This is a genomic window from Mycobacterium sp. AT1 (genome assembly GCF_002043095.1).
GTDB lineage: Bacteria > Actinomycetota > Actinomycetes > Mycobacteriales > Mycobacteriaceae > Mycobacterium.
The window spans coordinates 33512-58702 of sequence record NZ_MVOC01000050.1; the positions used below are offsets into that span (position 1 = coordinate 33512).

The 25191-nt window shown below is 66.6% G+C and carries 26 protein-coding genes; 17 read left to right on the forward strand and 9 right to left on the reverse strand.

All coding sequences use genetic code 11. The annotated features are described in order from the left end of the window. Positions 1-300 (forward strand): HNH endonuclease signature motif containing protein (locus B1790_RS35410; protein WP_233165270.1); only part of this gene is annotated, 300 nt, incomplete at its 5' end. Positions 301-318: 18 nt separating this feature from the next. On the opposite strand, the gene B1790_RS22815 is transcribed toward B1790_RS35410, so the two are convergent. Genes B1790_RS22815 through budA form a run of 5 tightly spaced genes read right to left on the reverse strand, consistent with a single transcriptional unit; the run spans position 319 to position 3763 of the window. Beyond that, a complete protein-coding gene (locus B1790_RS22815) occupies positions 319-750 on the reverse strand; it encodes an EVE domain-containing protein (RefSeq protein ID WP_079925560.1) in 432 nt (143 codons plus the stop codon). Positions 751-757: 7 nt separating this feature from the next. Next, entirely contained in the window at positions 758-1120 is a 363-nt protein-coding gene (locus B1790_RS22820) for a cupin domain-containing protein (RefSeq protein WP_079925561.1), read from the reverse strand. Positions 1121-1143: 23 nt separating this feature from the next. Next, positions 1144-1320 (reverse strand): malate:quinone oxidoreductase, encoded by a 177-nt coding sequence (locus B1790_RS22825; RefSeq protein WP_198952095.1) that lies wholly within the window; start codon positions 1318-1320, stop codon positions 1144-1146. Positions 1321-1353: 33 nt separating this feature from the next. After that, positions 1354-3033 (reverse strand): acetolactate synthase AlsS, encoded by a 1680-nt coding sequence (alsS, locus tag B1790_RS22830; protein ID WP_079925562.1) that lies wholly within the window; start codon positions 3031-3033, stop codon positions 1354-1356. A 1-nt stretch (position 3034) separates the two neighbouring features. Beyond that, on the reverse strand, positions 3035-3763 hold the full coding sequence (budA, locus tag B1790_RS22835) for an acetolactate decarboxylase (protein ID WP_079925563.1): 729 nt from the start codon (positions 3761-3763) through the stop codon (positions 3035-3037). 139 nt (positions 3764-3902) lie between these two features. Between budA and B1790_RS22840 the strand changes: the two genes are divergently transcribed. From B1790_RS22840 to B1790_RS22850, 3 genes are all read left to right on the forward strand, one after another. Next, positions 3903-4106: a zinc-ribbon domain-containing protein gene (locus B1790_RS22840; RefSeq protein WP_079925564.1), complete on the forward strand. Its 204-nt coding sequence runs from the start codon at positions 3903-3905 to the stop codon at positions 4104-4106. 35 nt (positions 4107-4141) lie between these two features. Then, complete coding sequence (locus B1790_RS22845) at positions 4142-5077, forward strand: D-2-hydroxyacid dehydrogenase family protein (RefSeq protein ID WP_079925565.1); 936 nt, start codon at positions 4142-4144, stop codon at positions 5075-5077. Between the two features lie 94 nt (positions 5078-5171). Then, entirely contained in the window at positions 5172-6827 is a 1656-nt protein-coding gene (locus B1790_RS22850; protein WP_233165271.1) for a diguanylate cyclase, read from the forward strand. On the opposite strand, the gene B1790_RS22855 is transcribed toward B1790_RS22850, so the two are convergent. The 4 genes from B1790_RS22855 to chvE are packed head-to-tail and all read right to left on the reverse strand — an operon-like array spanning position 6824 to position 10951. Continuing rightward, the gene (locus tag B1790_RS22855) at positions 6824-7063 is read right to left on the reverse strand and encodes a hypothetical protein (RefSeq protein ID WP_079925566.1); all 240 of its coding nucleotides are present in this window, start codon (positions 7061-7063) and stop codon (positions 6824-6826) included. The genes B1790_RS22850 and B1790_RS22855 overlap by 4 nt on opposite strands. A gap of 1 nt (position 7064) precedes the next feature. Further along, on the reverse strand, positions 7065-8303 hold the full coding sequence (gene mmsB, locus B1790_RS22860) for a multiple monosaccharide ABC transporter permease (RefSeq protein ID WP_079925567.1): 1239 nt from the start codon (positions 8301-8303) through the stop codon (positions 7065-7067). Then, a complete protein-coding gene (gene mmsA, locus B1790_RS22865; RefSeq protein ID WP_079925625.1) occupies positions 8304-9812 on the reverse strand; it encodes a multiple monosaccharide ABC transporter ATP-binding protein in 1509 nt (502 codons plus the stop codon). A 29-nt stretch (positions 9813-9841) separates the two neighbouring features. Next, on the reverse strand, positions 9842-10951 hold the full coding sequence (gene chvE, locus B1790_RS22870) for a multiple monosaccharide ABC transporter substrate-binding protein (protein WP_079925568.1): 1110 nt from the start codon (positions 10949-10951) through the stop codon (positions 9842-9844). A 284-nt stretch (positions 10952-11235) separates the two neighbouring features. Here chvE and B1790_RS22875 point away from each other — a divergent pair, with 284 nt between their 5' ends. The 13 genes from B1790_RS22875 to B1790_RS22935 all read left to right on the forward strand — a co-directional run bounded on the left by B1790_RS22875 (position 11236) and on the right by B1790_RS22935 (position 25166). Beyond that, positions 11236-12222: an ABC transporter substrate-binding protein gene (locus B1790_RS22875; protein ID WP_079925569.1), complete on the forward strand. Its 987-nt coding sequence runs from the start codon at positions 11236-11238 to the stop codon at positions 12220-12222. A gap of 93 nt (positions 12223-12315) precedes the next feature. Further along, entirely contained in the window at positions 12316-13848 is a 1533-nt protein-coding gene (locus B1790_RS22880) for a sugar ABC transporter ATP-binding protein (RefSeq protein WP_079925570.1), read from the forward strand. Then, positions 13848-14933 (forward strand): ABC transporter permease, encoded by a 1086-nt coding sequence (locus tag B1790_RS22885; RefSeq protein WP_233165272.1) that lies wholly within the window; start codon positions 13848-13850, stop codon positions 14931-14933. The genes B1790_RS22880 and B1790_RS22885 overlap by 1 nt, the downstream gene beginning before the upstream one ends. 7 nt (positions 14934-14940) lie before the next feature. Beyond that, complete coding sequence (locus B1790_RS22890; RefSeq protein WP_079925572.1) at positions 14941-15942, forward strand: sugar ABC transporter permease YjfF; 1002 nt, start codon at positions 14941-14943, stop codon at positions 15940-15942. Continuing rightward, positions 15939-16967: a LacI family DNA-binding transcriptional regulator gene (locus B1790_RS22895; RefSeq protein ID WP_079925573.1), complete on the forward strand. Its 1029-nt coding sequence runs from the start codon at positions 15939-15941 to the stop codon at positions 16965-16967. The genes B1790_RS22890 and B1790_RS22895 overlap by 4 nt, the downstream gene beginning before the upstream one ends. Next, positions 16964-18643 carry a ribulokinase gene (gene araB / locus B1790_RS22900; protein ID WP_079925574.1) on the forward strand — a complete coding sequence of 560 codons (1680 nt, stop codon included), beginning with the start codon at positions 16964-16966 and terminating at the stop codon, positions 18641-18643. Before B1790_RS22895 ends, araB begins: the two co-directional genes overlap by 4 nt. Next, the gene (locus B1790_RS22905; RefSeq protein WP_079925575.1) at positions 18640-19353 is read left to right on the forward strand and encodes an L-ribulose-5-phosphate 4-epimerase; all 714 of its coding nucleotides are present in this window, start codon (positions 18640-18642) and stop codon (positions 19351-19353) included. The genes araB and B1790_RS22905 overlap by 4 nt, the downstream gene beginning before the upstream one ends. After that, a complete protein-coding gene (gene araA / locus B1790_RS22910; protein ID WP_079925576.1) occupies positions 19350-20861 on the forward strand; it encodes an L-arabinose isomerase in 1512 nt (503 codons plus the stop codon). The genes B1790_RS22905 and araA overlap by 4 nt, the downstream gene beginning before the upstream one ends. A gap of 13 nt (positions 20862-20874) precedes the next feature. After that, complete coding sequence (locus B1790_RS22915) at positions 20875-21885, forward strand: zinc-binding dehydrogenase (RefSeq protein ID WP_079925577.1); 1011 nt, start codon at positions 20875-20877, stop codon at positions 21883-21885. A gap of 70 nt (positions 21886-21955) precedes the next feature. Then, positions 21956-22630 carry a TetR/AcrR family transcriptional regulator gene (locus tag B1790_RS22920; RefSeq protein WP_079925626.1) on the forward strand — a complete coding sequence of 225 codons (675 nt, stop codon included), beginning with the start codon at positions 21956-21958 and terminating at the stop codon, positions 22628-22630. A 135-nt stretch (positions 22631-22765) separates the two neighbouring features. Continuing rightward, positions 22766-23608, forward strand: a complete 843-nt coding sequence (locus tag B1790_RS22925) for an ABC transporter substrate-binding protein (protein WP_233165273.1) — start codon at positions 22766-22768, stop codon at positions 23606-23608. A gap of 2 nt (positions 23609-23610) precedes the next feature. Then, positions 23611-24405: an amino acid ABC transporter permease gene (locus tag B1790_RS22930; protein WP_079925579.1), complete on the forward strand. Its 795-nt coding sequence runs from the start codon at positions 23611-23613 to the stop codon at positions 24403-24405. Further along, positions 24402-25166: an amino acid ABC transporter ATP-binding protein gene (locus B1790_RS22935; protein ID WP_079925580.1), complete on the forward strand. Its 765-nt coding sequence runs from the start codon at positions 24402-24404 to the stop codon at positions 25164-25166. Before B1790_RS22930 ends, B1790_RS22935 begins: the two co-directional genes overlap by 4 nt. The last annotated feature ends 25 nt before the right edge of the window (positions 25167-25191 follow it).

Genomic DNA, 25191 nt, shown 5'->3' on the forward strand with positions numbered 1-25191 from the left:
GTCGGGCAGCGGATCATGCTGCACGCCCGCGACCGCGGGTGCACCAAACCAGGCTGCACCGTCCCCGGCTACGGGACCCAGGTGCACCACACCAACGGCTGGGCGAAGAACGGGCAGACCAACATCGACGAAGTGGTCTTCGCCTGCGGTGGGGACAACCGCCTGGCCGAAGAAGGCTGGACGGTCACCGTCGGCCCCGAGGGCGTCCAGTGGATCCCGCCACCGCAACTCGACGTCGGCCAAGCCCGACTGAACTACCTCCACCACCCGGAACGACTCCTCGTCGACCGAGGTCCCTGAGGTGTGCCGAAAGCTTTGTCACACAGGCGATTCTGGCCGCGGGGCCAGCAGTCGTTCGATGAGCGCGAGCTCGGCCAAGTTCACCCAGGACGGATTGGATTGCTGCGGCGAACGGAGGACCTCCGTCGACTGCAAGCCGGCCGCCCGCAGATCCGCAGCGGATAGCGGTTCGGTGAACAACGGGATGTGGACGGGAACGTGCAGCTGACCGTCCTCCATGGTGACGTCGCCGGTGATCCGGCCCGCTCCCCAGAAGCCCCGGCGCGGGTGCGCGGAAACCCAGAACAGAACGCGCTGGCCAGGGCGGATGAGCTGCGACCGGTAGTTGTCGGCGACGCACCAGGACGGCTTGGTCTCGCCGGCCGCACGCATCGGCTCGACGTCGGTGCGGTGGGGATTGCACTTGATCACCCACGCCCCGAGCGTCTCGAGGGTGACGGCGCGTTCCATCGAACCGTCAGGCCCGATCAGCCACGAAGTGGGTGTCCGCGCCGGTCTTGAACACCACGTACGCGCGCTTCCACGGTGCGTCGTCTAGCAGCCGCCACTCGTGGCCCGTGCCGGTGTGGTCGACGGCCAGCAGGACGTCACCCGGGTGGATGGTGAACGATTCGCCGCCCACCGTCGTGAATTCCAGCACGCCGGACAGCGTGATGACGTACTGCGGAATCGGGTCGTTGTGCCAGTCGAACGACGAATGCGGTGCCGTTTCCTTGAATTCGATCGATTCGGCGTCGACCAATTGTCCGCCGGTGATGCTGCCGCGTTCGACGTGGGAGTTGCCGTCGGGACCGGTGTAGAGGCGGTACGCGCGAATCATGCTGGGACTCCTTCGTTCGTGGGCTACTGGTTGACCTGCAGGACGGTCGCGGTGTTGGCGCGAACCCGCCGACACAGGTCCGCGTCGTCGACGAGCGACTCGCCGTACGACGGAATCATGCCCTTCAACCGCTCCGCCCACCCGTCATTCTTCAAGTCGTCGGAGAAGCAGCGATTGATGACGTCGACCATGATGGACACGGCAGTCAATATTCGGTGGTGGTCGCCGTCGACCTATTCGAGAACGTCGTCGTGAAGCTGTTTGGCGAGATCGGTGTTCGAGCGGTAGTCGACGCAGACGTCGACGATGGTGATGCCGGGGTTGCCCAGCGACTCCTTGAAGGCACTCTCGAAGTCGGCGAGGCCGCTCACCCGGACACCGGTGGCGCCGAAGGCCGCCGCGTAGTGGGCGACGTCGTACTCGGCGAGTCGAACGCCCGACTTTCGGCCGTACTTCAGCTCCTCCTGGAAGCCGACCATGTCGTAGGTGTTGTCGCGCATGATCACGTGCGTGAAACTGAGCCCCAGCCGCGTCGCAGTTTCCAATTCCTGTGCGCTGAACAGGAATCCGCCGTCACCGGAGATCGACACCACCTGGGTGCCCGGCCGTACCAAGGCGGCGGCCATGGCCCAGGGCAGGGCCACCCCGAGGGTCTGCTGCCCGTTGGAGAACAGCAACCTGCGGGGCTCGTAGGCGCGAAGGTGCCGGGCTGCGTAGATGTAGTTCGACCCGACGTCGCAGGCGACGGTGGCGTCGTCGTCGACGAGGTCGCGAATCTTGAGTACCAGTGCCGCGGGGTTGACCCCGACCTCGGTGTCGCCATGCATGGCGGCCGCCTCGTCGATGGCGGTCAGGGCGGCGCGCTTCTCGTCGACCGACGCCGCCGCCGACTCGGACAGTCGAAGGCCCGACAGTTCGGGGATGAGGGCACGAAGGGTGGCTTCGACGTCGCCGCGAAGTTCGAGCGCGGGCTGGTAGTGCGCGTCGACGTCGGCGGCGACCTCGTCGAGATGCACCACGACGCGGGCGGGGTCGGCGTTCCACAGCCGGGGGTCGTATTCGACGGGGTCGTACCCAATGGTGAGGAGGACGTCGGCCTCGTCGAGGAGTACGTCACCCGGTTGGTTGCGGAACAGTCCGACCCGGCCGACGTAGTGGTCCTCGAGCTCGCGCGACACCACTCCCGCCGCCTGGAAGGTCTCGACGACGGGGAGGTTGGTCACGCTGAGCAGGTCGCGGATCGCCGCGCAGGCGCGGGGATCGCCGCCGCGCATCCCGACCAGAAGCACCGGTCGACGGGCGTTGCGGATGAGGTCGGCGGCGCGCGAAACGTGTTCTGCCGGTGCGGCACCCAACGGTGCCACCGGGATGGGAGTGACGACGGCATCGGTCGACTCGGCAGCCACGTCCGACGGGATCACCACCGCGGCGGCTCCCCTGGGCACCGTGGTGGCGGCCCTGAACGCGTTGGCGACCGCCTCCGCCGCGTTGTCGGGATGGGCGACCTCCGCGGTGTACTTGGTGATGGGGGTGAGCATCGCCGCGGCGTTCATCGACTGATGCGTGCGCTTGAGTCGATCGGCGCGGCCGACGGCCCCGCAGATGGCGATCATCGGATCCTGCTCGGTGTTCGCGGTGACCAGGCCGGTCGCCAGATTCGTCGTTCCCGGACCGGAAGTCACCAGTGCCACACCGGGAGTGCCGGTGAGCCTGCCGACGGCGGCGGCCATGAACGCGGCGTTCTGCTCGTGGCGGCACACGATCAGCTGCGGTCCTCCGTCGTCGAGTGCGTCGAACACCGCGTCGATCTTGGCTCCTGGGATGCCGAAGATGAACTCGACGCCGTACGCCGACAGGGTGTCGACCATGCGTTGTGCGGAACGTGTTGAGGGAGAATTGTTCTCGGCGCTCATGTCACTGCCCTTCTGTGCGACGGATCTGTCCGTCGGCGTCGTCGTCGGAGAGGTTCGCCGCCTCGAACTGCGGTGTCCGGGGCAGGCTGAGGTGCAGGTCGGAGCAGACGCCGATCTCGACGGTGCCCTCGAGCAAGCGGTAGTCGAGCGCATGGCCACCCCGCGTCTGGTCGGCGTTGAGGAAGTGCGCGTGGTAGCCGGCCACCGAGATGCCCTGCACCCACTGCGGCATTCGGAACCCGGCCAGGGTTCCCGATACGTCGGTCAGGGTGACTTCGCCTTGGTCGTGGGTGGCCTCGGTGAACGGCCGGTACGGGGGTTCCTGCTTGCTGACCGTGCGGGTACGGACGGTCGCGAACTCACCGCGGATGCGTACGGCCACCATCAGGTTGGCGCTCTCGACGCTGGCATCCACCAGGGCGGTCACGGCCGCGCGATCGGACTCGGTGGTCACCTCGATGGTTCGCTGCGGACGGAACCGGGTGACCACCGCGAAGGGGACCAGTTCGTCCACGGCGGCCCTGGTGGCGCTGCCGTCGGACCGGAGCTGGTAGCACACCGAGTCGAGCATCAGCAGCTCTCCGTCGAGACCGTTGAAGGTTCCCAGCCCGAAGTCGCCGTGGCTCAGCAGTTCTCGGATCTCGACGTCGCCGTCGTAGACGCCGTCGAGCAGCGCCTCCATTGTCGCGGTCTGGTAGATCTCGTTGGGTTCGGGGCTGTTGGCTGCCATGCCTCAACTCTTGTCGAGACCCAGGTGCGGGGGCTTCGATGCTGACCCCCAACGTGCCTTGCTGCGACCACGACCGTGCAGTGGGGGCTAGCGGGTAGCCCCGACGGTAGGCGGGGCGGATTGCGGGTATGTACCCGCAGTGTTCTTTCTCTTCGGGTACGGCTCCAAGCAGAAGTTCCTCGGTGACGGTCAGACCCGGACCTGTCCGCGCTGCCACAACACGACGACCTGGTCGCGGATGGATGAGTTCAAGCAAGTCAGCGTGTTCTTCGTTCCCGTTGCCCGGTGGAAGCACCGCCGGTACGAAGTCTGCGGTATCTGTGGCGCAGCCGTCGCGGGCTGAGAAGTTCTTCGTCAACACATGGAAGGGACGCACGAGTGAAGATCGCGATCTTGGACGATTATCAGGACGCCGCGCTGTCGACGGCCGATTGGTCGGCCGTCGAACGTCAGGCGGAGATCACCGTGTTCGCCGACCACCTCGCCGACCAGGACGACCTGGTGGCACGGCTCGAACCCTTCGACGTCATCTGCGTGATGAGGGAGCGCACGCCCCTGCCGCGCGAGGTCATCGAACGCCTACCCCGGCTGAAGATGATCGCGTCGACGGGTCCGGGCAACGCGTCGATCGACTACGACGCCGCCGCCGACCACGACGTCGTCGTAACCGACACCCGCTACGACCCCACCTCAACCGTCGAACTGACCTGGGCCCTGATCATGGCCAGCTCTCGCCATGTCGTCGAGGAGTGCGGGTCCGTCCGCTCCGGCGGCTGGCAGACCTCGGTCGGGCGGGAACTACGCGGGCAGGTCCTCGGCATCCTCGGCCTGGGACACATCGGAACGGAGATTGCGCGCCTTGGCACCGTCTTCGGGATGGACGTCGTCGCCTGGAGCCAGAACCTCGACGCCGCCACCGCGAAGGCGGCCGGAGCGACCTTGGTGTCGAAGGACGAACTGTTCCGCCAGTCCGACACCTTGACCATCCACCTCAAGCTCAGCGAGCGGTCCCGCGGTCTGGTCGGCGCCGACGAACTTGCGTTGATGAAGCCGACCTCGTGGTTGGTGAACACGTCGCGAGGACCGATCGTCGACGAGTCCGCACTCGTCGCAGCGCTGACCGATCGTTCGATCGGCGGGGCCGCGCTCGACGTCTTCGACACCGAACCCCTTCCCGTCGACCATCCGCTGAGGGCACTGCCAAACGCGCTGGTGACACCGCACATCGGCTACGTCGCCGAGAATCTCTACCGCACCTTCTTTTGCGACGTAGTCGCGAGCATCACCGAGTGGCTCGCCACCAGAAGCGGTTAGCCGATTCCCAGCCTCATCACATGATCCGTGGCCTGAGCACTCGGTTGCCGACGGTAGGCTTCGAGCCTAACGAGGGTGTTGCTGGGGGGTACGAATGCCGGACTGGGCGTTGCAGCGGCGGCGGGCGTTGACCGCGCTTGCCGTGGAGGGGAATGAGCGGAACGCGGGCGCGCGGGATGCCGAGATCGACATGGCCGACGCTCCCGTCCTGCGCGCGCTGTTGAGGATATCCAACGCCGTGCTGCGCGCCAACTACTTCGACGAGGCCCTCGAGGTCATCGCCGAACAGGCCCTGCAGGCTCTCGACACGGCGGCGGTGTCCATCAGCCGGTGGGAGGCCGAGACCAACCTTCGTACGTTGATCAACGTCGGCAGGCCGGGGCCCGGCGAGCAGCGCTGGCCAGAATCCGAGATCTACGACGTCACGGACGACGGGCCGGTCATGTCGCTGCTGCGACACGGTCGGCCCTACGTGTTCTCGCTCGACGACGCGGACGCCAATCCCTCCGAGGCGGAATGGCTGCGCAGTGTCGGCAAGGAGAGCGAGCTGGCTGTGCCGATCATGCACGGGGACCTCATGTGGGGCGAGCTGTGGGCAGCGGGCGTCGACGGGCGTCGATTCGGTCCCGACGACGTCCAGCTGCTGCAAGCCATCGCCGCGCACACCGCGGTGGCCATCGGCCGCTCCGAGTTGTTCAGCACGGTGTGGCGATTCGCGCACCAGGACCCGCTGACCGGGTTGGCCAACCGGCGCGAGCTCGAGCGGCTATTCGACGAGGTGGACTGGACGACGACGCCCGCCGCGCTGCTGGTCGGCGACCTCGACGGTTTGAAGACGGTAAACGACCGGGACGGTCATCCCGCTGGGGACGCGTTGCTGCGTGAGGTCGGCTCGGTTCTTGGCGACGTTACGTCGTCGACGACGAGCGGTGCCACGGCGGTGCGCCTCGGCGGCGACGAATTTTGTGTGCTGATGCCGCACTGCACCCTTGATGAGGCCGAGCGCCTGGCCAGTGAGACGAGCCACCGCGTCAGAAGGATTCTGGGCGCCGACGTCACCCTCAGCTGGGGTGCGAGCGTCTCTGGGCCCCATACCGTTTCGGGGCACGATCTGCTGGCGGTCGCCGACGCGGCTCTGCTGGACGCCAAGCGGCTGGGGCCAGGTCGCTACAACGTCGGGGTGTACCGGCCGCAGGTCGTCAGTCCGAATCGCCGCACCGCCCATTCCGAGGAGGCCGCGTCCGCGATCGACCGGCTGGTGCCCCGCGTGATGGCGATCCTCGACGAACACGCGCCACTGCGGGTCGCCGCGGCGCTGGAAGTCCTTGCGATGCAAGTGCACAATGCCGTCGACGCGGCGGCATGGGCGCTGTCGGACGTCACGCCGGACGGGAGTCGCGTCCGCACGATCTGTGGCGTGGACAGCATGCTCGACGAGTACTCCGGCTTGGCCAAGCTCCGCAGAATCGACGTCGGTACGACCTACGCGCTGGCCGACTATCCGTGGACCGCCAAGGTGATGGCGTCCACCGGCGCGGCGTTCATTGCCGAGGCGGGGCGCGAGGACTGCGACCCCGCCGAGACGGCCTTGCTGGAGGAGATGGGTTACCACGCGGTGCTGGTCGTCGGCGTGCGATCGGGAGACCGCGGCTACCTGTTGGAGATCTTTGCCTGGCCCCGGCACAAGCTGACCGCCGTCGCGCCCTACGTCAGGGTGCTGGCCAATTACTGTGCCGCGGTTGGTGTCTAGTCGCCGACAGGTCGGTTGGTGGGGCGCGACAACCGGCCGGGCGTCGGCCGGCGGGACGGTGCTCGGCGAGCGGCGGCCGCGGTCATGATCTCCTGATAACGCGTCACCAACTGGTCCCGCGTCAGCCCGAATTCGGGCAGCACCTCGTCGGCGGGAGGCCCGCCGTAGGGCGCCCAGTTGCGCATGAACGTAACGATGTCGTGCGCAAAGCGATCCGCGATGAAGCCGTTCGCCATGTTAGGACCCACCCTTCTTCTTGTTGTAGATGTCGAAGCCGACGGCTGCGAGAAGGACCAGGCCCTTGATGACCTGCTGCACGTCGCTGCCGATGCCGATCAGTGACATGCCGTTGTTCAACACACCGAGGACGAAGCCACCGATGATGGCGCCGAGCACGGTGCCGACACCGCCACTGGCAGATGCGCCGCCGATGAACGCCGCGGCGATGGCTTCCAGCTCCATCCCGATACCAGCCTGCGGTGTCGCGGAATTCAGCCGCGCCGCGAACAGCAGACCGGCCAAGGCCGACAGCAGGCCCATGTTGACGAACACCAGGAAGGTGACGCGCTTGTTCTTGACGCCGGACAGCCGGGCGGCCGCCTCGTTGCCACCGACCGCGTACACCTGCCTGCCGAAGACGGTGCTGCGCATGACGAATGCGTAGATGACGAACGCAACGGCCAGAATGATGCCGACCACGGGAACGCCGCGGTAGCTGGCCAACAGGAGGGTGAAGGCGGCCAGTGCGGCGACGATCGCCGCGCACTTGAACACGAACCAGCCAAGTGGCGAGACGTCGAATCCGTAGCGGGACTGTGTCCTGCGCTGCCGCACCTGCTGCCAGACGGCCGCCGCCATGACGAACACGCCGAGGATGACCGTCGGCCAGTGGTAGAGCCCACCGCTGCCGCCGATGTCGGGGAGGAAGCCGCTGCTGACCTGGCTGAAGCTGCGGGGGAACGGTGCGATGGACTGCCCCTCCAGCAGGTACTGCGTGGCACCGCGGAACACCAGCATGCCCGCCAGGGTCACGATGAACGACGGGATGCCGACGTAGGCGATCCAAAACCCTTGCCACGCACCGATCGCCGCGCCGAGGAGCAGGCACAGCAGTACCGCGACGGGCCACGGCAGGTCGTTCTTGATCATCAGCACCGCGGACATCGCCCCGACGAACCCGGCGATCGAGCCGACGGAGAGGTCGATGTGACCGGAGATGATGACGATGACCATCCCGATCGCCAGGATCAGGATGTACCCGTTCTGCTGCACGATGTTCGTGACGTTCAACGGCTTCAGCAGGATGCCGCTGGTCCAGACCTGGAACAGGATGACGATCACGGCGAGCGCGGCCACCATGCCGTATTGCCGGAAGTTGCCCTGCAGCATTGCGCGCAGCCGGTGACCCGGGGACGTGGGCGGCGAAGACGGCGTGGGCGCACTCGAGGCGGTGCTCACCGTCGGGGTGGTGGTCATCTAGCTGCGTCCCTTCATCATGTAGCGCATCAAGGTCTCCTGCTTGGCATCCGCGCGGGCGACCTCACCGGTCAGCCGGCCCTCGTTGAGGGTGTAGATGCGGTCGCACAGACCGATCAGTTCGGGTAGTTCGGAGGAGATCACGATGACCGCCTTGCCTTGGGCGGCAAGGGAGTTGATGATCGTGTAGATCTCGTACTTGGCGCCGACGTCGATGCCGCGGGTCGGCTCGTCGAGGATCAGGACGTCGGGGTCGGCGTAGATCCACTTGCTCAGCACCACCTTCTGCTGATTGCCGCCGGACAGGTTGCCCGTCGTCGCCCGCACCGACGGGGCCTTGATCTGCATGTCCTTTCGGAACCGCTCGGCGACCACCGTCTCTTCGTGCTCGTTGATGACCGACGCCCGGCTGACCTTGGCCAGGGATGCCAGGGTCACGCTGCGCGCGATGTCGTCCATCAGGTTGAGCCCGTAGTGCTTGCGGTCCTCGGTGGCGTAGGCGATCCGGTGGGCGATGGCCTCGGGCACCGTCCGCGTGCGAATTTCCTTGCCGTCCTTGAAGACCTTGCCGCCTGCCTTCTTGCCGTAACTGCGCCCGAAGACGCTCATCGCGAGCTCGGTGCGGCCCGCACCCATCAGGCCGGCCAGCCCGACGACCTCGCCGCGACGGACGTTGATGGACACCCCGTCGACGACCTTGCGCTGTTGGTCGAGCGGGTGGAAGACGGTCCAGTCCTCGATGGCGAAGGTGACGTCACCGATCGGGTGATCCGTCCGCTCCGGGAAGCGGTCGGTCATGTCGCGACCGACCATCCCTCGGATGATGTGCTCCTCGGTGAGGTCCTCCTCGACGGCGAGGGTCTCGATGGTGTGCCCGTCCCGCAGGATCGTGATGTTGTCGGCGACGCGCATCACCTCGTTGAGCTTGTGCGAGATGATGATGCACGTCAGCCCCTGGTCGCGGAGCTCGACGATGAGGTCGAGCAGATGCCTGCTGTCCTCGTCGTTCAGAGCTGCGGTCGGCTCGTCGAGGATCAGCAGCTTGACCTTCTTGGACAAGGCCTTTGCGATCTCGACCAGCTGCTGCTTGCCAACGCCGATGTCGGCGATCCGGGTGCGTGGGCTCTCGGCGAGGCCTACGCGGGCGAGCAGCCGGGCGGCGTCGGTCATGGTCTCGTGCCAGCTGATCACGCCTGCGGAGGCGTGCTCGTTGCCGAGGAAGATGTTCTCCGCGATGGAGAGCACCGGCACCAGCGCAAGTTCCTGGTGGATGATGCCGATGCCCCGCCGCTCGCTGGACCGAATGTCCTTGAAGTCACCCGGCTTGCCGTCGAAGACGATTTCGCCGTCGTAGCTGCCGTGTGGGTAGATCCCGCTCAGAACCTTCATCAGCGTCGACTTTCCGGCGCCGTTTTCACCGCAGATCGCGTGGATTTCGCCAGGGCGCACAGCGAGGGTGACCTCGCTGAGCGCCGTGACCCCGGCGAATCGTTTGGTGATACCCCGCATTTCGAGCAGCGGTGCGTTGTCTTCGATCGTCACGCCAGCTGTCCGGCGGTGTAGTACCCGGAGTCGACCAGCACCTTCTGGTAGTTGGTCTCGTCGACGCTGACGGGCTGAAGCAGGAACGCCGGCACGACCTTCACACCGTTTTCGTAGGTGGTGGTGTCGTTGGTCTCGGGCGTGCCGCCGGTGAGCAGCGAATCTGCCATCTGCACAGCGGCTTTCGCCAGTTCGCGGGTGTCCTTGAAGACCGTCTGAGTCTGCTCGCCTGCGATGATCGACTTGACCGACGCCAGCTCGGCGTCCTGGCCGGTGACGATGGGCAGCAGGTTGGTCGGCGTGCCGTAGCCCGCGCTCTTCAGTGCCGAGATGATGCCAAGCGACATGCCGTCGTACGGGGAGAGGACGGCGTCGACCCGGCCGCTGGTGTAGGCCTTGCTCAGCAGGTTGTCCATCCGCGACTGCGCGAGTCCGCCGTCCCAGCGCAGCGTGGCCACCTGGTCGAAGGAGGTCTGGCCGCTCTTGACGACGAGCTTTCCGCTGTCGATGTAGGGCTGCAGCACGCTCATCGCGCCCTTGAAGAAGAACGTCGCGTTGTTGTCGTCGGGGGATCCGGCGAACAGCTCGATGTTGAAGGGGCCCTTGCCGTCGGCGAGGCCCAACTTGTCGGTGATGTAGGTGGCCTGCAGGACGCCGACCTTGAAGTTGTCGAAGGTGGCGTAGTAGTTGACGTTCTCGGTGCCGCGGATCAGGCGGTCGTAGCTGACGACCGGAATCTTCGCGTCGGCGGCACGCTGCAGGGTGTCGGTCAGCGACGAGCTGTCGATGGGCGCGATCACCAGCACCTTGACGCCCTTGGTGATCATGTTCTCGATCTGCGAAACCTGGTTCTGGACGACGTCGTCGCCGTACTGCAGGTCGGTGTCGTAGCCCAGCTTCTTGAACTGCTCGGCCATGTTGTTGCCGTCCGCGACCCACCGCTCGGACGACTTCGTGGGCATCGCGATGCCGACGGTGCCCGACCGTTCGCCGTTGCTTGCCGCCGGTTGATCCGTCGTCGTCGACCGACCACAACCCGAAAGCGTGGCCACGACGGCCAATATGAAGGCCAGCGCCCCCAGTACCCGAACAATGCCCTTGCGCATGAAAATCCTCCCGACTGATGTGGGTTCGCACCGCGGTCTCACAGGCCGGGGCGGGCGCCCATGTGAGCGCTAACATATCGATCTTGTGATGCGGCTCACGCCTTTGTCAAGCCCGTCGAACCCTCGGATGTGAGCGCTAACAAGTTGTTGACAGGTTTTGAATGTGAGCGTTAACATCCTGACGGTGTAACGCCGGTCACACCACCTACCGCAGTCTCGCGGCTCTTGGACACACGCCGGCCACGCGCCGAGCTCGGCAATCCGAAAACACCAAAGGAGTTGTTGTGAAGAGAGTCCTCACCGCGATGCTTGGCATCGCGACGGCCGGCGTTCTCGCAGCGTGCGGCAGCGGACCGGCGCCATCCAGTGGCTCCGGCGAAGGCGGCGGGGGAGGCCAGATCACCATGGGCTTCTCTCAGGTCGGCGCGGAAAGCGGATGGCGCACGGCGAACACCACGTCCATCCAGGACGCCGCCAAGGCCGCCGACGTCAACCTGAAGTTCTCCGACGCCAACGGCGAGCAGGAAAACCAGATCTCGGCGATCCGGTCGTTCGTCCAGCAGCGCGTCAGCGTCATCGCCTTCAGCCCGGTGGTGCGCACCGGCTGGGACGCCGTCCTCCTGGAAGCCAAGAACGCCGGCATCCCCGTCATCCTGACCGACCGTGCGGTCGACACTCAGGAGAAGGACGTCTACAAGACCTTCCTCGGCGCCGACTTCGTCCAAGAGGGCAAGTGGGCAGGGGAGTGGACCGTCAAGGAGTACGCGTCGGCACCCGGCCCCGTGAACATCGTCCAGCTCGAGGGGACGACCGGTTCGGACCCCGCCTTGGAACGCAGCACCGGCTTCGCCGACGCCATCAAGGCCAACCCCAACCTCAAGGTGATCGCCTCGCAGACCGGTGACTTCACCCGCTCCGGCGGCAAGCAGGTCATGGAGGCCTTCCTCAAGGCCAACCCGAAGATCGACATGGTGTTCGCGCAGAACGACGACATGGCCCTCGGCGCCGTCGAAGCCATCGAGGCCGCCGGCATGAAGCCGGGCCAGGACATCAAGATCGTCGCCATCGACGCCACGCACGACGGCATGCAGGCACTGGCCGACGGCAAGATGAACTTCATCGTCGAGTGCAACCCGCTGCTCGGGCCGCAACTGATGGACATCGCCAAGAAGGTCGTGGCCGGTGAGGCGGTGCCCGCCCGCATCGTGACCCCGGACCAGACGTTCGACCAGCAGCAGGCAAAGGCCGCCTTGCCCGACCGCAAGTACTAGCCCGCACCACCGAAGAGACCGTCGACGCCGCTCGGATGCAGGACCCCCGCCAACGCTCCGAGCGGCGTCGGCTACCACCGGTAAGGATTCCCGATGACCACACCCCAGCCCGGGCCTACCACCGCCCCGGTGGTCCGCATGCAGGGCGTCACCATCGACTTCCCGGGTGTCAAGGCACTCGACGCCGTCGACTTCCGCCTGCTTCCCGGCGAGATCCACGCGCTGATGGGAGAGAACGGCGCAGGTAAGTCGACGCTGATCAAGGTACTGACCGGCGTCTACGACCCCGACGCGGGAAGCATCACCGTCTCTGGTGTCGAACAACGGTTCTCCGGCCCAAGGCAGGCGCAGGACGCCGGCATCAGCACCGTGTACCAAGAGGTCAACCTCTGCACCAATCTCACTGTCGCAGAGAACATTCTGCTCGGACGCGAGCCCCGTCGTCTCGGTCGCATCGACTACCGCGCGATGAGGCGCCGCGCCGCGGAACTCCTCGGCCAACTCGACCTGACCATCGACCCGGGCTCCACCCTCGGCGCGCATCCCATCGCCATCCAGCAGCTCGTCGCCATCGCGCGGGCGACCGCAATCTCCGCTCGAGTGCTCATCCTCGACGAACCGACCTCGAGCCTCGACGCCGACGAGGTCGCCGAACTGTTCCGCGTGATGCGCAGGCTGCGCGACGGTGGCACCGCGATTCTGTTCGTCTCGCACTTCCTCGACCAGGTGTACGCGATCTCCGATCGAATGACGGTGTTGCGCAACGGCCGTCTGGTCGGCGAGTACCCGACGGCCGAACTGGACAGGGTTCAACTCGTCGCGGCGATGCTCGGACACGAGCTCGACGTGTTGGAGGAGATCGGCGATGCCGCATCGGCCACGACTCCGTCCACCGGTGAGCCGGTGTTGAGCGCACGCGGACTCGGCCGCAAGCCCAAGCTGCAGCCCGTCGACCTCGACGTGCACCGTGGTGAAGTGGTTGGCCTGGCCGGTCTGCTCGGCTCCGGGCGAACGGAGTTGGCGCGCTTGCTCTTCGGCGCCGACCGCGCCAGCAGTGGAAGTGTCTCGGTCAACGGATCCTCGGACGCGATGCGCACGCCGCGCGCCGCCATCGCCAAGGGACTGGCCTTCTCGTCGGAGGATCGCAAGGGCGAGGGCATCATCGGCGACCTCAGCGTGCGCGAAAACCTGGTGCTGGCACTGCAAGCGCGCCGCGGCTTCGCCCGACCGCTGTCGAAGAAGGTCAAGGACGACCTCGTCGACCGCTACATGGAGGCGCTCGACATCCGGCCGCGCAACCCGGGCACACCCGTCAAGAACCTCAGCGGCGGAAACCAGCAGAAGGTGCTGCTCGCGCGATGGCTCATCACCGAACCGCAACTGTTCATCCTCGACGAACCCACCCGCGGCATCGACGTCGGCGCCAAGGCCCAGATCCAGAAACTCGTCACCGACCTCGCCAAGGACGGCATGGGCGTGGTCTTCATCTCCGCCGAACTCGACGAAGTCGCCAGAATCAGCGACCGGATCGCCGTCCTCCGCGACGGCAAGTGCGTCGCGCAGGTCGGCTCGGACCGCTCCGTCCGCGAACTGACCGCACTCATCGCGGCGGGAGGAGAGCAATGATGAAGAAGCTGAGCGCATCGCCGCTCATCTGGCCGGTTCTGGCGCTCGTCGCGCTGCTGATCGTCAACGTCATCGTGACACCGACCTTCCTCAGCATCCGGGTTCAGGACGGACACCTGTTCGGCAGCACCGTCGACATCCTCCGCAACGGTGCGCCCACCATGCTGGTCGCGCTCGGCATGACTCTGGTCATCGCCTCGCGCGGAATCGACCTGTCGGTCGGCGCCGTGGTCGCCGTCAGCGGGGCGCTCGCCTGCGCGCACATCGCCGCCTCCGACGATCCGGCAGGCGCTGGCACGGTGATCACCGCGATGGGGATCGCCCTCGGCGTCGCCGTCGGCCTCGGTCTGTGGAACGGCTTGTTGGTCTCGGTGTTCGGCGTCCAACCCATCATCGCCACGCTGGTCCTGATGACGGCGGGTCGCGGCATCGCGCTGCTGATCACCGACGGCCAGATCGTGACGATCACCAGCGCCCCGTTCAAGATCCTCGGCTCCGGATTCGTCTTCGGCTTGCCGGTGGCGATCCTGGTGAGCCTGTCGGTGTTCGCGCTGGTGGGACTGCTGACGCGACGCACCGCGCTGGGCATGCTGCTCGAGTCCGTCGGCATCAACCCCGAAGCCAGCCGACTCGCCGGTGTCCGATACCGCACCATCGTGTTCGCCGTCTACGTGTTCTGTGCGCTCTGCGCCGGAATCGCCGGCCTCATGATCGCCTCCAACATCTCGGCGGCCGACGCCAACAACGCCGGTCTCTGGATCGAGATGGACGCGATCCTCGCGGTGGTGATCGGCGGAACCTCGCTGCTGGGTGGACGTTTCAGCCTCACCGGCACCATCCTCGGCGCGCTCATCATCCAAACGCTGACCACCACCGTGTACACCGCAGGCATCACCCCGGAGACCACGCTGGTGTTCAAGGCGCTAGTGGTCATCGCGGTGTGCCTCCTGCAAGCGCCCAAGTTCCGGGCCCTGCTCTCGCGACGGCGCAAGAGGCCCGCCCCACCAACGGGCCACGCCGCGACCGAAGAGATCAGCGGACAGCAGGCATCGGTTCCGTCACCGCCGACGATGGCAGCCAAGTGAGGAAGTCATGAGCGTTCAGACCGTCGGTCGCCCACGGGTCGACACCGCAGAGGTCATGCGTCGGATCACGGGGCGCTACCTCTCGCCCATCGCGTCGCTGGTGCTGTTCATCGTCATGTTCACCGCAGTCGTGGCACGCTACGACTTCGCCAGCCCCACCCAGGTCTTCCTGAACCTGTTGGTGGACAACGCCTATCTGATCGTGCTCGCGGTCGGCATGACCTTCGTCATCCTCACCGGCGGCATCGACCTGTCCGTCGGGTCGGTCGTCGCGCTGTCGACGGTGATCCTCGCCACCGCCCTCAAGGCCGGGTGGCCGATGCCGCTGGCCGTCGGCGCGGTACTGGTGGTGGGTCCTCTGCTCGGACTGATGATGGGTTTGGTCATCGAGTACTTCGACGTCCAACCGTTCATCGCCACCCTCGCCGGGATGTTCCTGGCCCGCGGGCTCTGCTACGTCATCAGCGTCGACACCCTTCCGATCAAGGACCAGACCCTGCGCCAGTTCGGCCTGAACTACGTCTACCTCTACGAGGACAAGTTCATCCGATGGACCGTCGTTGCGGCGCTCGTCGTCGTCGTGATCGCGGTGTACGTGCTGCATCAGACTCGGTTCGGCCGCACGGTGTACGCCGTTGGCGGCAATCGGCAGTCCGCCCAACTCATGGGACTCAACGCATCACGGGCCCGGGTGTCGGTCTACGCGATCAGCGGACTGTGCGCCGCCTTCGCCGGGCTGCTGCTCGGCGTCCAGAAGCTGTCGGGCTACAGCCTCAACGGCATCGGACTCGAGCTCGACGCGATCGCCGCCGCGGTGATCGGCGGCGTGCTGCTGTCCGGCGGCGTGGGCTTCGTCCTCGGCTCGCTGATCGGCGTGCTGGTGCTCGGTACGATCCAGACCTTCGTCACGGCGGCGAACCTCGACTCGTACTGGACCAGGATCATGACGGGCGTGCTCCTGCTGATGTTCGTCCTGGTTCAGCGACTACTGGTGAGGAAGTCCGGATGAGCAGTCAGCACTTGCAGCCCGCCGCGCCGAAACCGGTGATGGCCGACGTGGCGCGGCTGGCCGGTGTCAGCCATCAGACCGTCTCTCGAGTGATCAACGGCTCGGCGAGCATTCGGCCGACCACCAAGGCCCGCGTCCAGCAGGCCATCGAAGAGCTCGGCTACCGACCGAACACCGCGGCGCGCGCGCTGGTGACCCGCCGGTCCGGGATCATCGGCATCGTCGGTACGAACAGCGCGCTCTACGGTCCGTCGAGCATCCAGCGATCCGTCCAGGAGGCCGCGCGCGCCGCCGGCTACTTCTCCAGCCTCGTACCGCTGGCCGAGGTGACCGTCGAGGAGCTCGCCGGAGCGCTCGATTACCTTGCCCGCCAGGCGGTCGAGGCAATCGTGATGATCGCCGCGCAGGAGGAGGCGCTGGCGGTCGTGCACTCCGCCGACCCGGGTCTTCCGCTGATCGTGGTCGAGGGTGACCTCTCCGGGCGAGGCCTCAGCGTAGGTGTCGACCAGATCGACGGCGCCCGCCAGGCCACCCAACACCTGATCGACCTTGGCCACCGCGAGATCGACCACGTCCTCGGCCCGCTGAGCTACACCGAGGCCAAGGGCCGCCGTGCGGGCTACGAGGAGGCCATGCGCGGTGCCGGGCTCCAGGTTCGAGAGCCGTGGGAGGGGGATTGGACACCCGCACGCGGCTACGAGATCGGACGCGAAATGGCGCGGCGCGGTGAGACCTCCGCGGTCTTCGTCGCCAACGACCAGATGGCCATCGGGGTGCTGCACGCATTCGCCGAGGCGGGTCTCGTGGTGCCACGGGACGTCAGCGTCGTCGGGTTCGACGACATCCCGGAAGCCGGGTATCTCAATCCGTCGCTGACCACGGTGCGCCAGGACTTCCAGGCGATCGGTCGCAGAGCCATCGACCTGGTCACCGCCACCCTGGACGGGTCGACCACCAACGTCCCACTGCTCCCCCCCGAATTGATCGTCCGTGACAGCACGGCAACGTACGAGGAGAACCGATGACAGGCGAGAGAGACGCCGAAAAGTATACGGTGGGAGTCGATTTCGGCACCCTGTCCGGACGCGCCGTGGTGGTCAGGGTCAGTGACGGTCACGAGCTGGCCCAAGCCGAACACGTCTACGCCCACGGCGTGGTCTCCGAGACACTCCCCGGTGACGACCGCCGACTGCCGCACCAGTGGGCACTGCAGGTCCCCGCGGACTACGTCGAGGTGCTGCGCACGGCCGTGCCTGCCGCCGTCGAGAAGGCAGGCGTCGACCCGCGTGACGTGATCGGGATCGGCACCGACTTCACCGCCTGCACCATGGTTCCGGTGCTCGCCGACGGCACGCCGCTGTGCGAGCTGCCCGAGTACGCCGACCGTCCGCACGCCTATGGGAAGTTGTGGCGACACCACTCGCCACAGCCGCAGGCCGATCGCATCAACGCCCTTGCGGCACAACGCGGCGAGACCTGGCTGCCGCGCTACGGCGGGCTGATATCGAGCGAATGGGAGTTTGCCAAGGCGCTGGAGATTCTGGAGGACGACCCACAGGTCTACGCGACGATGGATCGCTTCGTGGAGGCCGCGGACTGGATCGTCTGGCAACTGTGCGGCTCCTACGTCCGCAACGCGTGCACCGCCGGGTACAAGGGAATCCGACAGGACGGGCGATACCCGTCGGCCGAGTTCCTCGCCGAACTCAACCCCGACTTCGCCAGCTTCGTCACCGACAAACTCGACCAGCCGATCGGCCAGTTGGGCGAGGCGGCAGGCACACTCACCGCCGAGGCGGCGCGCTGGACCAGCCTTCCCGAGGGCATCCCCGTCGCCGTCGGCAACGTCGACGCACACGTGACGGTCGCCGCGGCCGACGCGCTCGACAACGGGCACATGGTGGCGATCATCGGTACGTCGACCTGTCACGTGATGAACTCGGACGTGCTGCGGGACGTACCGGGCATGTGTGGCGCAGTCGACGGCGGAATCCTCGAGGGCAGTTGGGGATACGAAGCCGGTCAATCCGGGGTTGGCGACATCTTCGCCTGGTTCATCAAGAACTGCGTTCCCGAGCGGTACGAGGTCGAGGCCCGCAACCGCGGCCAGTCGCTGCACGAGCACCTGACCGAACTGGCCAGCCGCCAGCGCATCGGCGAACACGGTCTGGTGGCCCTCGACTGGCACAGCGGCAACCGCTCCGTGCTGGTCGACCACGAACTGTCGGGCGTGATCGTCGGGCAGACGCTCGAGACCACCGCGGTCGACACGTACCGGGCGTTGTTGGAGGCCACCGCCTTTGGGACCAGGATGATCGTCGAGACGTTCGTCGACTGCGGGGTGCCGGTAACCGAGCTGGTGGTGGCCGGTGGCCTGCTCAAGAACCAGCTCATGATGCAGATCTACGCCGACGTCGTCGGGCTGCCGCTGTCCACGGTGCCCTCGACGCAGGCGCCGGCCCTTGGCTCGGCGATCCACGCCGCCACCGCCGCCGGCGCGTTCACCGACGTGCGCGCCGCCGCCAAACAGATGGGTAAACGAGTGCGCAACGCCTACACGCCGATTCCGGAGAACGTCGAACTCTACGATCAGCTGTACCGCGAGTACGTCACGCTGTACGACTGGTTCGGACGAGGCAACGACATGATGCGGCGCCTACGTCGTATCGGTTCGCTCGACGCGGTGGGGGCAGCACGATGACCGTCACGGAGGAGACCAACCGCGTCATCGCCCAGTTGCGTCGCGAAGTCTGTGACCTTCACGCGCAGCTGACCCGCTACGACCTCGTCATCTGGACCGCTGGCAACGTCAGCGCCAGGGTGCCGGACAGCGACCTCATGGTGATCAAACCCTCAGGCGCGGACTATGATTCGATGACCGCCGACGACATGGTGGTGTGCGATCTGTACGGCAACCTGGTCGACGGCCAGCTCAACCCGTCGTCGGACACCGCCGCACACGCCTACGTGTACCGGCACATGCCCGAGGTGGGCGGCGTCGTCCACACCCACTCCACCTACGCCACGGCGTGGGCGGCCCGCGGCGAACCGATCCCCTGCGTGCTGACGATGATCGCCGACGAATTCGGTGGTGACGTTCCGATCGGGCCGTTCGCGCTCATCGGCGACGACTCGATCGGTCGCGGCATCGTGGAAACGTTGCGCGGCAGCAGGTCTCCCGCGGTGCTGATGCACAGCCACGGTCCGTTCACGATCGGCCGCACGGCCCGCGACGCCGTCAAGGCGGCCGTCATGGTGGAGGACGTCGCACGCACCGTGCACATCAGCCGCCAGCTGGGCACCACCTCGCCCATCGACGCCGCGAACGTGACCTCGCTCTACGAGCGCTACCAGAACGTGTACGGCCAGGCCGACACGTCAACCGCAACCCCCCAGGAGAACCAGCGATGATCGCGTCCCGACTCGTCACCAGCCAGGTATGGCTGATCACGGGCAGCCAGTCCCTGTACGGACCGGACATCCTCGATCAGGTCGCCGACCAGTCGCGCCAGATCGCCGACCGTCTCGACGGCAGCTCGGAGATTCCGGTGGAGGTGCGGTGGCTTCCCGTCGTCACCACCTCGGAGGCAATCGCGCAGATCCTGAGCGAGGCCAACACCAGCGAGGAGTGCATCGGCGTCATCGCCTGGATGCACACCTTCTCGCCCGCCAAGATGTGGATCCGCGGCCTCAAGTCGCTGCAGAAGCCGCTCCTGCATCTGCACACCCAGTTCGGCGTCGAATTGCCATGGCAGAGCATCGACATGGACTTCATGAACCTGAACCAGGCCGCCCACGGCGACCGCGAATTCGGCTACATCCAGTCGCGCCTTTCGACCCCCCGTAAGACCGTTGCCGGCCACGTCAGCGATCCGAACACCCGCCGCCGGATCGGCTCTTGGGTGCGGGCTGCGCTGGGTCGCGCCGAGCTGTCGACGATGAAGGTCGCCCGCTTCGGTGACAACATGCGCGGCGTCGCCGTGACCGAGGGCGACAAGGTGGAGGCCGAAGCGCACTTCGGGGCCTCGGTCAACACCTACGGCGTCAACGACCTGGTCGAGTTCGTCGAGAAGGTCCGCCCCGCCGACGTCGACAAACTGGTCAGGGAATACGAGGGCACCTACGCGGTCGCCGCCGAACTGCTGCCCGGCGGGGATCGGCACGCGTCGCTGCGGCACGGTGCCCAGATCGAGATCGGCTTGCGGAAGTTTCTGCAGGACGGCGACTTTCACGCCTTCACCACCAACTTCGAGGACCTGGGCGGTCTCCGCCAGCTGCCGGGCCTTGCCGTGCAGCGTCTGATGGCAGACGGGTACGGCTTCGGCGGCGAGGGGGACTGGAAGACCTCGATGATGCTGCGGGCGGTGAAGGTGATGGCCGAGGGCTTGCCCGGTGGGACCTCGTTCATGGAGGACTACACCTACGACCTGACGCCCGGCCAGGAGCGCATCCTCGGGGCCCACATGCTCGAGGTCTGCCCCAGTATCGCGGCGGGCACGCCGACCCTCGAGGTGCATCCGCTGTCGATCGGTGGCCGCGAGGACCCGGTCCGGTTGCGCTTCACCGCGGCACCGTCGGATGCCGTCATCATCGGCATCTGCGACATGGGTTCGCGATTCCGGTTGGTGGCCAACGAAGTACGCGTCGTCGAGCCAGCCCACGAGCTGCCGAACCTTCCGGTCGCCTGTGCGGTGTGGGAACCGTTGCCATGCTGGTCGACCTCGGCAGAGGCCTGGTTGATGGCCGGTGCGCCCCACCACACCGTGATGTCGACGGCAGTCGGCACCGAGACGATCGACGACTTCGCCGCCATGACCGACACCGAACTCCTGGTCATCGACGCCGCCACCACGGTGCGGGGCTTCCAGCACGAACTCAAGTGGAACGACGTGTATCACCACGTCGCCGCCGGGCTGTGAGCGGACGGTCTCGATGATCGCCGCCCGACTGCACGCCGTCGGCGACCTTCGGGTGGCCGACGAGCCCCCACCTGGGGATCCCCCGCCGGGGTGGTCTCTTCTTGCGGTCACCTCGGTGGGCATCTGTGGGTCCGACCTGCACTGGTTCACCGACGGTGGCATCGGGGAGAACCGCATCGAACGTCCCGTCGTGCCAGGGCACGAGTTCGCGGCCGTGGCCGTGACGGGGCCGTATGCCGGGCGCCGGGTTGCCGTCGACCCGGCGATCCCGTGCCGGACGTGCGAGCTGTGTCGGATGGGCTACGAGAACCTCTGTCCCACCGTCGAATTCGCCGGACACGGCACGTTGGACGGCGCCATGCAGGAACAGCTTCTCTGGCCGGACCACCTTCTGCACCCCTTGCCCGACGACGTCAGCGACGACGCGGGAGCGTTGCTGGAGCCGCTCGGCGTCGCCATCCACGCGGTCGGCCTTGGTCACCTGCGGCCCGGCGCGGACGTCCTGGTGGTCGGCGTCGGACCCATCGGTGCGCTGGCAATCCAGGTCGCCCGCCGTCAGGGCGCCGCCAGGGTGTTCGCCGTCGAACCACACGAGCATCGGAGGGCGACCGCGCTTCGCAGTGGAGCCGACGCCGCCTTCTCGGACGAGCGCGGCGCGGAGGAAGTCCTCGACGCGACGGGCGGCAGGGGCGTCGACGTGGTGGTGGAGATCGCCGGGACCGACGCTGCGATCGCGACCGCCGTCGAGGCCAGCCGGCCCGGTGCCCGAATCGCGCTGGCGGGGATCCCGGCTGGGGACGACTCGTCGTTTCCGGCGGCACCCGCTCGCCGCAAGGGGCTGACGTTCGCGATGGTGCGACGCATGAACGACACCTACCCGCGGGCGATCGCACTCGCCGGCGACGGGATCGACCTAGACCTCTTGGTCACCGAGCGCCACCCCTTGACCGAAGCGGCCAAGGCGTTCCGGTCGGCCTCCGAGCGGCACGGTGACAAGGTCGTGGTGTCGGTGTCGTCGAGCTGAACCTCCTAGGCTGCTTCGGTTTTCGACTGCGAGCCATGTCCCGCACAGGGACGTGTGTCACAGTGGGGCGGTGAAATACGGACAGGGTTGGCAGCCGAAGCCGGTCGACTGGACCTCGACGAGGGGCCGCATTCTGTTGGCTGCCTCCGTGCTGTTCGCCCAGCGGGGGTACTTCGGCACGTCGACGCGTGACATCGCCGAGGCGGTGCAGATCCGCCAGCCGTCGCTGTTCCATCACTTCCAGGCCAAGCACGAGGTCTTCCGCGCGCTCGTCGAGTTGGACCTCGGGCCGTCGATCGACCGGATGAACCAGCGGCTCGGCGAGCAGAGCACGTGGGCCGAGAAGCTGCACCTCGGAATTGCGTGCGACGTGCGGGAAATCTTGGTGCAGCCATTCGACGCGCGCGGGCTGTATCAGGACGCCGTCCTCGCACTCGACGAGTTCTCCGACGAGCGCCACGGCATCGCGCTGTTCCACGACCAGTTCGAACGCGTGGTCGCCAGCGGCTGCGAGGCCGGTGAGTTCGTGCCGTTCGAACCGAGTTTCGTCCTGCGCGCGACCAACGGCGTGCTGTTCGAGACGCTGCGCGAACAGGGTGGTCCGGGGCGTATGCGCCAGGATCGCCCCCTCCAGGCGGCCGACTTCGTCGTCCGGTCACTGCTTGTCGACCAGTCGCGCTTGGAAGCGATCCAGGAAGTGACGCGCACGCGCTTGCGTGAACTTGAGATGACCAACGCCCGCTGACGTCGTCGCGGCGTCCCTCGTGACGTCCGTGTTAAAGATCTCCGCAAAGGTCGCGCATCTGCCCTTTCTGGCCTATCGTTCGATAGGCCAGCGGGTGATCGACGTCACCCGTGGGCGCCGACCCTTGGAGGAATCTTGAAGAATGCGCTCTTCGCCGTACTCGCGGCAGCGGCCCTGCCGCTCGTCGCCTGTTCGTCGTCCGACACCGCCGCGCCGGAGCCAAGTGGTCCCGCGAAGGTGGCACCCCCGGCCATCTTGGAGGCGGGCACGCTGAAGATCTGCGCGCCCAACGACGGCACGCCGCCCAACGTCTACCACGACGAATCGGGCGAACTCGTCGGCAGCGAAGTCGACCTCGGCAAGGCGTTGGCCGCGGAGATGGGACTCAAGTCCGACTTCGTCCAGTCGTCGTTCGCCACGGTCATCCCGACCCTGCAGGCCAAGCAGTGCGACGTCATCATGGCGCAGCTCTACGTCAAGCCCGAGCGCGAGAAGGTCGTCGACTTCGTCCCGTACGTCAAGTCGGGCACCGGCATTGCCGTGTCGGAGGACAAGCCCGCCGCCGTCACCGGCCTCGACGACAGCCTGTGCGGCAAGAAGGTCATGGTCGCCGTGGCGACGACGGCCGAGGCACTGGCCACGGAACAGTCCGAGAAGTGCACTGCCGCAGGCAAACCCGCGGTCGACGTGAACCGGAGCAACCAGGCCGACGTGTCCCTGCAGCAGCTTCAGAACGGCCAGGTCGACGCCTTCATGGACACCGCCGAGACGCTGGGCTACTACGAGACGAAGACCGGGGCCAAGATCAAGACCGTCGGACAACCGTTCGGCACCATCGACATTGGTGCCGCCACGCGCAAGGACGACACGCAACTCCACGACGCCATCACCGCTGCCCTTTCGACGCTCGAGAGCAACGGCACCTACGCCAAGATTCTCGGCGAGTGGGGCATGTCCGACCTGAGCATCCAGAAGTAGCCATGCAATTCGACTGGCAATTCTTCTGGAAGTCGCTCTTCGCCCCAAGCGACGCGTTCCTCGAGGGGCTCGGCCTGACCATCGGGATCTCGCTGGTGGCAATGATTCTGGCGATCCTCCTCGGCCTGGTCGTGGCGCTGATGCGGCGCTCGCAGTACGCCGTCGTGCGGTCGTGCGCCAGCGTCTACATCTGGGTCATCCGAGGCACGCCCCTGCTCGTGCAGCTGGTCATCATCTACACCGGCTTCGCGGCGGTGGGCATCTACCAGTTCAGCGACGCCTCACTGCTGGGGTTGTCGGTGAAGGCCGCCGTCCAGGCCGCCATCATCGGACTGATGGTCAACGAAAGCGCCTACATCGCGGAAATCATCAGGGCCGGTCTGGATTCCGTGCCGAAGGGGCAGTTCGAAGCGGCCGCCTCACTTGGCATGACTCCTGGCAGATTGATGCGCTGGATCATCGTGCCGCAGTCGCTGCGCGTCATGGTCCCGCCGCTGGGCAACTCGTTCAACGGCATGATGAAGACCACGTCGGTGTTGTCGGTGATCGGCGTCAGCGAGATGTTCCTGGTCACCCAGTCGATCAGCTCGGCGACGTTTCACACCTTCGAGATCTTCATCGTCGCGGCGATCTACTACCTCGCCCTGACCACGATCTGGACCTTCATCCAGGCCTGGATCGAGAACAGGCTGGCCCGCCAGCTCGGCATCGAACAGCGCGTACCCATCACGTCTCGGCTGCTCGGCGCCCGGCGCGCCGCGGCCAGTGCAACGCTGCAAGAAGAGGGGGCTCGATGACCGCCACCACCGAACCGATCGTCTCGGTCCGCAACGCCTGCTGCATGCTTGGCGGCAAGCGTGTCCTCAACGAGGTCAACCTCGACGTCGAACGCGGCCAGGTCGTGGTGCTGATCGGGCCGTCGGGAGCGGGAAAGACCACGCTGCTGCGCTCGATCAACCACCTCGAGGAACTGTCCAGCGGGGAGGTGCTCGTCGGCGGCGTGTCCATCGCCCACGGTGCGCACGGCAAGAAGATCGGCACCACCGAGCTCGCGCGCAGACGACGCGAAATCGGCTTCGTCTTCCAGCACTTCAACCTGTTTCCACACATGACGGCGCTGGAGAACGTGTGGAACGCCCCGGTGCGCGTGCTTGGCCAGGCGAAGGACGAGGCGCGCAAGAACGCCGTCGCGCTGTTGGAGCGAGTTGGGTTGGCGGACAAGGCTGAATCGCGCCCAAGTCAGCTCTCCGGCGGGCAACAGCAGCGCGTCGCGATCGCACGGGCGCTCGCCATGCGCCCGAAGGTGATGCTGTTCGACGAACCCACCAGCGCGCTGGACGTCGAGATGGTCGGCGAGGTGCTCGAGGTGATGCGCGAACTCGCGCGTGACGACATGACCATGGTGGCGGTGACACACGAGATGCGGTTCGCCCGCGAGGTCGCCGACCGCATCATCGTGATGGACGCCGGCCGCATCATCGAAGACGCCCCGCCCGAGGAGCTCTTCGCCAACCCCAAGAACGAACGCACCAAGACGTTCCTGTCGACGATCCACTGACCGACCCGTTTCTCAACCACCCCAA